Genomic DNA, 12,038 nt, shown 5'->3' with positions numbered 1-12,038 from the left:
TATGGGAAACAGATTATTTCAGGAAGCCAGAAAATACGTAGACTTAGCAAAAAATGCTGATTCTGCAGGCCAAGCAACTGTATCCCGCGCGAAAAATGCATTAAGTTCCGCGTTTGCGAATTCCACTGCAGCTGAACAGGAGCAGCTAAGTGAAATGCAGCAGGAGCTGGAGCAATACGATCCGCAAAATCGTTAATAAAAAGAAGCTGACACCGTAATTGGCTGTCAGCTTCTTTTTTCCAATAATACAGGGAAAGAATGAATAATGCTGCCGTCTCTTTTGCTTCTTTCATACAAATGCAGAACCACTGACCCGCTTTCTGGAAGTTTATCTGCAGGAATGCTCACATCAATTTTAAAGGGCTCCCAATCTTTTGTATTTGTTTTTAGAGGCTGTTCAGTAATTAGTTCATTGTGGCCGTCTTCAACCGTGTAGCAGAGCTTCCCGCTTACAGGGCGAGCTTCTCCCGTAACGATATAATTACCCTTTTCACCACTGACTTTTGTCTGCCGGAATGCAGGATTTTCACCCGGTATATATACAGAGGCTTCAGCCGTTTCTTTGGCAACTAACGTTTCTCCATTTATTTTCCTGGCCTGCAAAATGGCATTTATTTGATATTCCCCTTCAGAGACCCTCTTGCCCTCATGAGCATAATTCCATTGTTCCTTCCAGATCATGCTCTCATCAGGATTTAAAGTAAGAGTCTGCAATGCCTGCAGAAAAGCCTTGCCTCTTGAATAAAGGTATACTTCATTGCCATTTTTATCGTTAATGGTTATATCATATTTTTGTGAAGTTGGAAATTCAAAGTCCAAAGGGTAACTCGCGGTATTTCTCAGAACCACTTCCATTTCCAATGTTTCCGGTGCTGCATATGGAATAACCTCAAATTCATACGGCTTTTGATTGCCAGCCGCTTCAGTGCTTTGTAAATGTACAGAAAGAACAAAAATAGCCATAGACACCAATAGACGCAGCATCTGCATCCCTCCAGTCATTTAATCCCTGCGGAAGAAACCATAAACACTAGCTGTTTGCACGATATTGGTAAAAGCACTTGGATCTACCTCTTTTATAATTCTCTCAAGGTCATATAATTCATAGCGTGTAATAACAATCATCATCATTTCTTTGCTTTCGTTGGTGAAAGCACCCTTTGCAGGGATGGTTGTAATCCCGCGGACAAGCTTATCATGAATCGCCTTTTTCATCTCATCAGATTTTTTCGTAATGATTAGTGCTGTTAACTTTTCATGTCTTGTATGGATAGCATCGATTACCCTTGTTGAGGCATAAAGGGTCACAAGGGTATACAACGCTTTTTCCCAGCCATACAGAAATCCAGCTGTTACTATAATGATGGCGTTAAGCGTGAAAAAATATGTACCGACCGGTTTATCTTTCATGCGGGACAATACCATAGCAATAATGTCCATCCCGCCTGTAGATGCCCCCCACTTTAGTGTCATCCCTACTCCTACAGCTGCTATAACCCCTCCAAAAACGGCATTAAGCAAAATGTCTTTAGAAACATGGATAACAGGGATAACTTCCAAAAAAAACGACATTAAAAATACGCTAAGAAAACTGTAAACAGTAAACGACCTTCCGACTTTTTTCCAAGCTAATATCGTAACAGGTATATTCAAAATGAAGAGCAAAATACCTGTTGAGGCAAAACTGCCTAAAATGCTTGAAAGCAGCTGCGCTACACCTGTAAATCCGCTTGCATACACATTTGCAGGTATCAGGAAGAAATTCATGGCGATTGCATTTAAAACCGCTCCAATTAATACAACAAATACCTTCTTAGTCTCTAACCAAACCATTATAAACCCCCTATATTCACCTTATTAATTCTTTACCCCAAAATGGGCAATTCCAACACAATTCATTGTTTTTTCTTGCTGATTTCTATAAACTTAACTCATACAGTTTGAAAGCAGGTGAAAGAGAATGTCAGTAAAAATTTTGGCTGACAGCGCGTGTGATTTGCCGATAAACTTTTACCAAGAAAATGGCGTCACACTTTTTCCATTAAAAGTTCATTTAAACGATACAGAGTATGAAGATTTAGTAACGATTGAACCAAAAAAAGTATATAACGCTATACGCGAGGGACAGGTTCCTAAGACCTCCCAAGTATCTCCGCTTCTTTTTGAACAAACGTTCACCGAAATGGCAGAACAGAATGAAGATGGGATTTATATCGCTTTTTCCTCCGCGCTTTCGGGTACATACCAAACAGCTGTTATGATCCTTGAACAAGTGAAAGAGAAATATCCCGGTTTCAATTTAACCGTCATAGATTCCAAGGCTGCATCACTAGGTTACGGGCTGATTGTAAAGGCTGCTGTGAAAAAAATGCAATCAGGCGCTTCAAAGGAAGAAATTCAAAAGGATATCGAATTCCGCTGCCAGCATTTGGAGAGTTTATTCACAGTCAATGACCTGGAATATTTGGCAAAAGGCGGCCGTGTTTCGAAAGCTTCCGCATTTTTGGGAGGACTACTGAACATTAAGCCTCTTTTAAATGTCGAAGATGGCAAACTGGTTCCGATTGAAAAACTGCGCGGCAAGAAAAAGCTTTATCGCCGGATCATTGAGCTGATGAAAGAAAGAGGAGCCTCGTTTGAAAATCAGACAGTCGGCATTAGCCATGCCGATGATGAAGAAACTGCTCTTGAAATGAAAACTCTAATTATAGACGAGCTAAACGCAAAAGAAGTCTATATCTCATCAATTGGCGCTGCCATTGGATCCCATACCGGACCAGGTTCAATAGCTATTTTCTTTCAAAGTCAAGTATAGACACACCCTCATTTGAATCGTACATACTCCAATCCATTCTGACAGACAATAAGATTGTACTTCAGTTTCCATCATGCTGAAGAATAAACCTTACAGATTGGAAAGGAGTATTTTTAGTATGCCGCATACTTCTGATAATGATAAAAAAGCAAAAGACAACAACGCGCTTCGCCACGAAAAAAATATGATGCGCGAGAAAAACCGAAAAGCCGGAAAAAACCAGTATTCCAAAAAGACAGACCATCTATAAGAAAAGCGGAGGCACCCTTGCCCATCGACGAAGCGTGGTGGACTGAGGCCCACAGGACAAGGAAGGCTTCGTCAGCTTTTGGGAGGATGCGGGTCACTCAGACGTTGCCACAGGACGTGGCGTTTTTAGTCTGAGTTCCCTTTATGAGATAAAGGAAACACGAAGAGCGATAGCGATTCGATGTTGACTTATCGTAGACGAGGTGAGGGAAGCAAGGGTGCCGTAGCTAGACAGTTATCGAAGTTCAAAAAACGGGCAAGCTTAGGCTTGTCCGTTTTTCTTAAGATATGTCCAGCCTTCCTCCTGATATACCTTACCTTCCTTCATAAGACGCCCTAAAGCCCTTTTAAACGAAGCCTTGCTCAACTGAAAACGTTCCTGAATATCTTCCGGCGCACTCTTATCGCCCAACGGCATAGCACCATTTCGGCTTTCCAAATAGGATAGAATCTTTTCTGAATCCTCATCAAGCACTTCATGCTTTCTTGGAATGAGAGAAACATTCACTGTTCCATCTTCCTTTACATCCACGATCCGGCCTTCGACTTTTTCACCAAGGCGCGGCTCCCTTTTCCGCTGGGATTCATGGATAAATCCTTTGAAGCCTTCTGCGGTATAAATCCAGCTTCCGACTTTAGCCGTTCTGTATATATGCCCATGTATATTTTTATTAAAATCACTTCTTTCTGCTTTAACAGCGATTTCACTTATAACCGGATCGGTAGCCATTTTTACGTAAATACGGTTATTCTTATTCACACGAAGAGTAATATACAAAGTGTCCCCCACTTTCGGCCAGACAGCTTCATGAACTGGAAGATCTTCTTCTCCCAGGAGCATATCCTTTTGAACACCAATATTGATAAAAACGCCAATGCCCGGCTTTACATCACTCACTTCAGCCCAACCATATGTACCAGCCTGAACTTCCGGAATATTCGTTGTCGCAGCGATTCTCCCCTGGGAATCCACATAAAGGAACGCCTCAACCTCCTGTCCCTCTTCCAGCTTCTCTTCTGTTTCATTTTGATGAAGCAGGACGTCCTCTTCTTCTCCATCGGTTAAAAAATAGCCAAATGCCGCCTCTCTTGATACAGTCAGCCTGGCTGTACGGCCCAAGTATTCCTCTAATGCCATTTCTGTTTCCTCCTTTATTGAAATTAATTCATTTTTTCACTGTAAACATCAAATATTCATTATATTAAATCTTTCCCTTTAAAGATCTTATAACTCCTAAAGTTGTTTGAACTGCTATATTTTACTATAATAAGGACGTAAAGTGAAACTTCTTTTTGAAGGTGCTTTTCCTTCAAAAAGTTAGTTGAACTTATCGGGTTTTTACTGTCCGTTATACCTCTTGAATCATCAGTTTTACGGACAGTTAAAACGCGGCAAAGTGAAACTTCTTTTCGAATGAAATTTGTATGTCCAAGGAGGCTGCCATGTCTAAAGAAAGCTCATTTGATATTGTATCCAAAGTTGATTTTTCAGAAGTAACAAATGCCATTAATATCGCTATGAAGGAAATTTCCACACGCTATGACTTTAAAGGAAGCAAAAGTGACATAAAGCTGGATAACGAAGAGCTTGTCCTTGTTTCGGATGATGAATTCAAGCTTGAACAGCTCAAAGATGTTTTATTGGGCAAATTGATTAAAAGAGGCATTCCAGTGAAAAACCTCGATTACGGCAAGGTTGAAGGAGCTTCAGGCGGAACTGTCCGCCAGAGAGCCAAGCTTGTTCAAGGTATTGATAAAGAGAATGCGAAAAAAATCAATACCCTTATTAAGAACAGCGGTGTAAAAGTGAAGAGCCAGGTTCAGGATGACCAGGTCCGCGTGACTGGTAAAAACCGTGACGATCTCCAGAAGATTATTGCAGCTGTAAAAGATGCAGATTTGACTGTTGATGTCCAATTCGTAAATTACCGCTGATTTTCAAAAGCAAACGGATCCATTCCGTTTGCTTTTTTCTTCGTTAATAAGCAAGCAGCCAGTATCATACATATAATATAGGAATTTATGATGAAAAGGCGGCCTTGAAATGCTTATTAATAAATGTGCAAGATATCTTTTTCTCTTTGTTTGTTTTGCTCATGCTGCTACCTTTCTTTACTTTTTTATCAGTTTGATTTCGAATGCCCTGGATGGATCCCATACTGAATCCCTGTTTGATATCTCTCCACTTTTACTGTTCCTACTAACATTTGGTTTGCACCTGCTCCCGCAGCTCCGATCTTCATTATTATCCCGCCCCCTTTTATATACTTTGCTGACTGCTTTAGTTACTATAGCCTGGGTTTGGCTTTTATCTGCCGGAATGCAGATGTTTTATTTGCTGATTTATTGAGTTTATTCGCAGAATTGTGCCCTTTGTTGTTAGCAAATTGACGGTTATATTCGCTGATATTTTGTTAGTTTCAAACTTTTCTTCGCTATGTTTACAAATAGAGCGGTTCATAAACCGCCTCTTTTTTTTAATTACCCCTTAATCAGCCCCCTATTTATTAGAGTTCATTATTTCTTCACATTTACAGCGGTCACAGTGGTACATTATCACTTATTATACCTTTAGGGGTATTAATAAAACGTAAAACCGATGGAGGATGATTATATAATGGGTAAGAAAATTATTATTGTAGGCGGAGTTGCAGGGGGAGCTACAACAGCAGCAAAAATGCGCCGCTTAGATGAAGAGGCAGAAATTATTATGTTTGAAAGAGGAGAGTTTATTTCCTTCGCGAACTGCGGACTTCCTTACTATATTGGTGAAGTTATTAACGAAAGATCCAAATTATTGGTTCAAACAGTTGAAGGCATGAAACAGCGTTATAACATGGATATCCGCAATTTTACAGAGGTAACTTCCATTGACCGTGAACAAAAGAAAATCACTGCTAAAAACGTGCAGACTGGCCAGGAATACTCTGAAGCTTATGATTTCCTTATTTTATCACCTGGAGCAAAGCCAATTGTTCCTCCAATTGAAGGATTAAAAAGCAGCAATGTATTTACTTTAAGAAATATTCCTGACATGGATAAAATCAAAGGTTTCGTAGAAGGTAAGTCGCCACGAACAGCCGTGGTAATTGGCGGCGGCTTTATTGGATTGGAAATGGCAGAGAATTTAAAAGAGGCAGGCCTGGCTGTTACGATTGTAGAAAAGTCTCCACAAGTTATGGGACCTCTGGATCCTGAAATGGCAGGCATTGTGCAAAATCATTTAGTTGAAAAAGGGATTAATCTTGTCCTTAACAACGGAATCGAAAAAGTACAGCAAAATGGACAGCAGGTTGTGCTCGAGAGCGGCGATATGCTTGAAAGTGACCTTATTATCCTTGCTATTGGTGTTTCTCCAGAAAACACCCTTGCGAAAGCTGCTGACCTGGAGCTAGGAGACAGAGGCGGAATTAAGGTAAATGAATACCTGCAAACATCTGATCCGTCTATCTACGCACTTGGGGATGCAATCGAAGTAAAAGATTATGTGAACGGAACACCTACCATGATTCCGCTTGCCTGGCCTGCAAACCGCCAGGCACATATTGTGGCTCATAGCATTAATGGCAAAGACATCAAATATCCGGGAACCATGGGCACATCAATTGTAAAAATTTTCGATTTGACTGCTGCCCTAACAGGCAATAATGAAAAAGCATTAAGAAGATTGGGTGTAAAATATGAAGCTGTCCATATTCATCCGCTTTCACATGCAGGCTACTATCCTGGTGCATCCCAAATATCGATAAAGCTTCTTTTTGATAAAGAAACAGGAAAGATTTTTGGAGCTCAGGCAGTCGGGGAAGATGGAGTAGATAAAAGAATTGATGTTATCGCAACTGCCATTAAAGGCGGCTTGACTGTCCATGATTTACAGGAGCTTGAATTGGCATACGCTCCACCATTTTCTTCTGCAAAAGATCCGGTAAATATGGCAGGATACGTGGCATCCAATATTGTGGATGGAATGATTGAAACCGTACAATGGGATGAAATTGACGATATCATCAGAGAAGGCGGCTACTTACTGGATGTCCGCACAGTGAAAGAGTTTGAAAATGGCCATATCGCAGGCGCAGTTAATATTGACCTTGATCAATTAAGGGATAGACTTGCTGAGCTTCCGCAAGATAAAACGATTCATATCAACTGTCAAGTTGGCTTAAGGGGTTATCTCGCATCAAGGATTCTGAAGCAAAATGGATTTAGGGTAAAAAACCTTACTGGCGGTTATAAGACTTATGCCATTTTAAATAAGTAATTGGAAAGGAGTGTTCAGCCGTAATAGGTGATGCACTCCTTTTTTGTCTTTATTTTCGGCTCTTTCCTCATAGATTGTTGTTTTGTTTATGAATTGTGCCGGTTGATTAAAATACATTTGCCTTCAAAAAAAGTCAGTTTCCCCAAAGGCTTTCTTGCAATGTAGCATAATGGCTGCTGCATCTGTTTTCTTAGCTGATCTTATTTGCATGGCTATTCTCCCCCAGCTATTTTTGACCTTATTATATGGGTCAATGCTAATAATTTCCATGTTTTTTCTCCATAATAAAATGGAATTTACCTAATATCAATCTTTGGAGGGATGCAGTAATGTCTAACAGTCAAAATAACCCTAAGGAATTTCCGCCGCAGCATCAGGATCATCAGCCTGGCACAGAAAATCCGATGCAGCCTGAGCCACAATCTGTTGATCCAAATTACAAGGGTTCTGATAAATTAAAAGGTAAGATAGCCTTAATTACAGGTGGAGACAGCGGTATTGGAAAATCGGCCGCCATTTACTTTGCTAAAGAAGGCGCCAACATTGCCATAGTCTACTTGGATGAACATGAAGATGCAGAAAAAACCAAAGCAGCCATTCAAGCTGAAGGCCAGGAATGCCTGCTGATTTCCGGTGATATCGGAAGTGAAACCTTCTGTAAAGATATTGTCAATAAAACATTAGATAAATTTGGAAGGATTGATGTCCTCGTTAATAATGCAGCAGAGCAGCATCCGCAAAAAAGCCTGCTGGACATCACAGCCGAGCAGTTGGAAAAGACTTTTAGAACAAATATCTTTTCTTTCTTCCATCTAACAAAAGCTGTCCTGCCGCATCTTAAACAAGGAAGCTCCATTATTAATACTGCTTCCATTACGGCATACGAAGGAAATGAACAGCTAATAGACTATTCATCTACAAAAGGCGCAATTGTTTCCTTTACACGTTCATTGGCAAAATCACTGGCAGGCCAAGGAATCCGTGTCAACGGAGTAGCTCCCGGCCCAATATGGACACCGCTTATCCCATCTACTTTCTCAGCAGAAAAAGTATCAAAATTTGGAGCAAATTCACCAATGGGCAGAGCTGGCCAGCCATACGAGCTAGCTCCAGCTTATGTATACCTTGCAAGTGACGATTCCTCTTATGTGAGCGGCCAAATGATTCATGTAAATGGAGGCACCATCGTAAATGGATAGTAAAGCAAAATGGGAAGCCACATTGGCTTCCCTTCCTTTATGACAATAATAACGGTTTTTCCGGATTTGGACTGCTGCATGAACAGCGTTTTACGATTTCATGCGGAATAATAATTCTTTTAACAGGTTCGCGTGGATTTTCAATTCTGTAAATAAGACTTCTTGCAGATTCAAAGCCGAGATCGAAAATATTGATATCAACTGAGGTTAATGGCGGTCTGGACATCTCAGCCAGCAGGACATTATTAAAACTGATGATTGACATATCTTCCGGAACCTTGATTCCTAGTTCATCCAATGTATTCAATACACCAAGCGCCATTAAATCGTCGGCAACCACCAGTGCTGTAGGAGGCTTTTCCAGTGATATGAGCCCTCTGACAGCCTCCTGTCCGCCTTCTTTTAAAAATTCCTCATGTACTATATATTCATTAACCAGCCCAATATCCGCTTCTCTTAATGCTTTTTCATAACCAAGCAAACGTTCCACTGTTACAGTAAGGTTCAAGTTTCCGCCGACAAATGCAATCTGCTTATGACCCAGCTTGATTAAATATTCCGTTACTTCCTTAGCAGCACGGAAGTTATTATTATCCACGTACGTGATTTCTTCCTCATTAGAAAAGGGCTTCCCAATAACGACAAAAGGAAAATCTCTCTCCTTTAGGAAGGAAAGGACTTTATCTTCCACTTTTGAGTAAAGGAGAATCACTCCATCCACTCGTCCGCCCTGTACCATTTGGATTACCCCATCATATATTTCATCATCCGTTTTTCCAGTTGTCATATGGAGAGCATAATGCCTCTCATGTGCACCCTCGCTCAGACCTCTTAGAACAGTTGGAAAAAATGGGTTTTGAAAAACTACATCTGTTGAACTTGGCATAATGAGGCCAATTGCACGCGTTGACTGGCTTGCAAGACTGCGGGCAATAAAATTAGGATGATAGCCCAATTGTTCCATTGCCTCTCTGACTTTTTGCTTCGTTTTCTCACTAATGCGGGGATTGTTTGCAATGACTCTGGAAACAGTCGAAGGCGCTACCTTAGCCATCTTTGCAACATCTTTAATTGTGACTGCCAATTATATCACCCTCTCCATGAAGCCGCTTAATTGTTATTTACTATTATAAAACAAAAGATTTTATTTCTCCGTTCCTTTTTTGTGCAGTTTTCTCTTCCCCATTTACAATGAGGGATAGATCTTCTTGGGCTCCATAAATCATTAGTTCTATTTGGCTCCAATCAGGCTTGTATTTGCCCGATGTATTAACCTTCAAACTTATTTGCTTACTGCTGCAAACAGCATGGAATGTTTTAAGGAGAAATTCCCCTTTTTCATATTTAAAGGAACTGCCATCATCGTCATATAGGCTGAAATCTGAATGCTTGCCAGCCTCTAAGTAATAATGAAGAACTAATTTCTTATCTTGAATGTTAGTTGATTGCTTGACTTCTCCATGGACAATAAATGTTCCTGTTTTAATAAATAGTGGGAGTGTATCTAGATCTGCTTCAATTAAATGATACTTATCTCCTTCCAGTATTTCGTCTGTCCAATAGTCAACCCAACGTCCTTTCGGCAAATAAATGGACCTATGAGTTTGAGAAGGCTGTAAAATTGGTGCACAAATAACATTGTCTCCAATCATGAACTGGTCTGATATATTATAAGTATTCTTATCCGATGGAAACTCCATCATCAGCGGTCTCATGATCGGCAGGCCTTTTTGGCTTGCCTCAGCAAAAAGATTATATAGATGGGGCAGCCATTTATATCTTAGCTCAATATATTTCTTAATAATTTTTTCATATTTTTCTCCAAAGGACCAGGGCTCCTGACGTAAAAACCCAAGTGCACTATGATTTCGGAAATAAGGTGTTAACGCTCCCACCTGAGTCCAGCGCGCAAGAAGCTCGCCATTGGAATCATGTGCAAAACCGCCAACATCCGGACCTGAAAAAGGAATACCTGATAATCCCAAATTCATGACCATAGGAAGCGACATTTGCAAATGTTCCCAAAATGACCTATTATCACCTGTCCATACTGCTGCATACCTTTGGACACCTGAATATCCAGCCCTAGTCAATAAGAATGGACGCTTGCCGTTTAATTGCTCCTTCATACCTGTGTAGGTTGCTTCACCCATATAAAGGCCATAGAGGTTATGGAGCTCGCGGTGAGTCTTTGGATCACCGTCATTTCGATGCATAACTTTGTTATCCATCGTTTTAGTGTCATTGAAAACAGCAGGTTCGTTCATATCATTCCAAATGCCCTCAATACCTAAATCACTATAGAACTTGTGCTTTATTCCCCACCATTTGCGCACTTTTGAATCAGTAAAGTCCGGGAATGCACTATTGCCAGGCCACACATCACCAAAGTAAATATTTCCTTCAAGATACTTGCAAAAGTGGTCTTCTATTATTCCCTCTTGATACACGTAATATTCAGGATCTTCTTTTACACCAGGATCGACAATAGGCACAATCCTGATGCCTTTATCTTTTAAGTCCTGGACCAATTTTTGCGGATTTGGAAAGCGATTTTTATCAAATGTAAAAACTCTGTATTCATCCATATAATGGATATCCAAATAGATAACATCAAGAGGAATCGCTTTTTCCAGAAAAGTATTTGCCAGTTCCCTGACTTCTTTTTCTGATTCATAGCTATACCTTGATTGATGGTATCCAATTGCCCACTTTGGAGGAATTGGCATTCTTCCAGTTAGATAGGTGTATTGTTCAAGAACCTCCTTTGGAGCAGGACCGGCCATGATGAAATAATCCATTTGCCCGCCTTCCGCAGAAAAGGAATAGGCAGTCTGTTCTGTTCGGAGATCAAACGTGCTTTTAAACGTGTTGTTAAAAAATAGCCCATGGGCATGGCCGTCCCTAAGCGTCATAAAATACGGAACAGACTGGTATAGCGGATCAGTCTCAGGATTATGAGGTGCATATACATCACTATTCCACATGAAAAGTTTTTCGCCCCGTTTATTTAAAAAGCCGGTTTTTTCACCAAAACCATAAAAATGGTCCCGTTCGTCCATTTCTTTAAAACAAATAACTTCTTTTGTCCTTCTTTTATAGCCCATTCCTTTTTCACTTTCATTTACAAGCAAGCGACCCTTTGAGTCTGATACTTTGATTCTTATTGGAAACTTATTAATAGCAATATTCAATGCAGCAGTTGATATCCTTAACACATCATGCTGTTCATCTAAGAAAAACTCCGCATCAATCGGGCTGGAGATGATTGCCGGGCTTTTTCCTAATTGGGGATCCCCAAAAAAATTAATGAAAAATCTAACAATATCTTCTCTGTAAAACAGAACTTTAAATTCTCCGGATTCTGTTAGAATCGTTACACCTTTTTCTTCTCTTTTATAGGAAATAAAGTCTCCGATATCCTGAAATTCTGTATTCGAAATTTTATTCTCTTTGTCTGGATGAATCGCAAAACTTGTATCTTCAAGCATAAAAAGGGCTCCTTCCTTTAAAC

At 40.3% G+C, this 12,038-nt stretch carries 12 protein-coding genes; 6 read left to right on the top strand and 6 right to left on the bottom strand.

Annotation, left to right across the window (positions count from 1 at the left end; genetic code table 11):
• The first annotated feature begins 1 nt into the window (after position 1).
• Positions 2 to 196, top strand: coding sequence for a DUF3813 domain-containing protein (locus J7I93_RS12525; RefSeq protein WP_214726198.1), 195 nt, complete (start codon positions 2 to 4; stop codon positions 194 to 196).
• Positions 197 to 225: 29 nt separating this feature from the next.
• Here J7I93_RS12525 and J7I93_RS12520 read toward each other — a convergent pair whose 3' ends face one another.
• On the bottom strand, positions 226 to 984 hold the full coding sequence (locus J7I93_RS12520; protein ID WP_214726197.1) for a BsuPI-related putative proteinase inhibitor: 759 nt from the start codon (positions 982 to 984) through the stop codon (positions 226 to 228).
• A gap of 18 nt (positions 985 to 1,002) precedes the next feature.
• Complete coding sequence (locus J7I93_RS12515) at positions 1,003 to 1,833, bottom strand: YitT family protein (RefSeq protein ID WP_214726196.1); 831 nt, start codon at positions 1,831 to 1,833, stop codon at positions 1,003 to 1,005.
• 127 nt (positions 1,834 to 1,960) lie between these two features.
• Here J7I93_RS12515 and J7I93_RS12510 point away from each other — a divergent pair, with 127 nt between their 5' ends.
• Positions 1,961 to 2,815, top strand: a complete 855-nt coding sequence (locus tag J7I93_RS12510) for a DegV family protein (RefSeq protein WP_214726195.1) — start codon at positions 1,961 to 1,963, stop codon at positions 2,813 to 2,815.
• A 118-nt stretch (positions 2,816 to 2,933) separates the two neighbouring features.
• Positions 2,934 to 3,065, top strand: coding sequence for a DUF3941 domain-containing protein (locus J7I93_RS12505; protein WP_071976845.1), 132 nt, complete (start codon positions 2,934 to 2,936; stop codon positions 3,063 to 3,065).
• Positions 3,066 to 3,326: 261 nt separating this feature from the next.
• Here J7I93_RS12505 and J7I93_RS12500 read toward each other — a convergent pair whose 3' ends face one another.
• Positions 3,327 to 4,202, bottom strand: coding sequence for a CvfB family protein (locus J7I93_RS12500; protein ID WP_214726194.1), 876 nt, complete (start codon positions 4,200 to 4,202; stop codon positions 3,327 to 3,329).
• Between the two features lie 305 nt (positions 4,203 to 4,507).
• Between J7I93_RS12500 and J7I93_RS12495 the strand changes: the two genes are divergently transcribed.
• Together J7I93_RS12495 and J7I93_RS12490 are read left to right on the top strand one after the other, a co-directional pair.
• The gene (locus J7I93_RS12495; RefSeq protein ID WP_214726193.1) at positions 4,508 to 4,999 is read left to right on the top strand and encodes a YajQ family cyclic di-GMP-binding protein; all 492 of its coding nucleotides are present in this window, start codon (positions 4,508 to 4,510) and stop codon (positions 4,997 to 4,999) included.
• A 682-nt stretch (positions 5,000 to 5,681) separates the two neighbouring features.
• Positions 5,682 to 7,325 carry a CoA-disulfide reductase gene (locus tag J7I93_RS12490; RefSeq protein ID WP_214726192.1) on the top strand — a complete coding sequence of 548 codons (1,644 nt, stop codon included), beginning with the start codon at positions 5,682 to 5,684 and terminating at the stop codon, positions 7,323 to 7,325.
• A 123-nt stretch (positions 7,326 to 7,448) separates the two neighbouring features.
• Here J7I93_RS12490 and J7I93_RS25175 read toward each other — a convergent pair whose 3' ends face one another.
• Entirely contained in the window at positions 7,449 to 7,595 is a 147-nt protein-coding gene (locus tag J7I93_RS25175) for a hypothetical protein (RefSeq protein WP_214988098.1), read from the bottom strand.
• Between the two features lie 59 nt (positions 7,596 to 7,654).
• Here J7I93_RS25175 and J7I93_RS12480 point away from each other — a divergent pair, with 59 nt between their 5' ends.
• The gene (locus J7I93_RS12480; RefSeq protein WP_214726191.1) at positions 7,655 to 8,524 is read left to right on the top strand and encodes an SDR family oxidoreductase; all 870 of its coding nucleotides are present in this window, start codon (positions 7,655 to 7,657) and stop codon (positions 8,522 to 8,524) included.
• Between the two features lie 37 nt (positions 8,525 to 8,561).
• Here the strand turns inward: J7I93_RS12480 and J7I93_RS12475 are convergent, their stop codons facing one another.
• Positions 8,562 to 9,608: a LacI family DNA-binding transcriptional regulator gene (locus J7I93_RS12475; RefSeq protein WP_214726190.1), complete on the bottom strand. Its 1,047-nt coding sequence runs from the start codon at positions 9,606 to 9,608 to the stop codon at positions 8,562 to 8,564.
• Positions 9,609 to 9,651: 43 nt separating this feature from the next.
• Positions 9,652 to 12,015 carry a glycoside hydrolase family 31 protein gene (locus J7I93_RS12470; protein ID WP_214726189.1) on the bottom strand — a complete coding sequence of 788 codons (2,364 nt, stop codon included), beginning with the start codon at positions 12,013 to 12,015 and terminating at the stop codon, positions 9,652 to 9,654.
• Between the last annotated feature and the right edge of the window lie 23 nt (positions 12,016 to 12,038).

The organism is Bacillus sp. ISL-47, assembly GCF_018613175.1.
Taxonomy (GTDB): domain Bacteria; phylum Bacillota; class Bacilli; order Bacillales; family Cytobacillaceae; genus Cytobacillus.
Note: the sequence above shows the minus strand (reverse complement) of the source record. Positions and strands in the feature narration are given on the sequence as shown.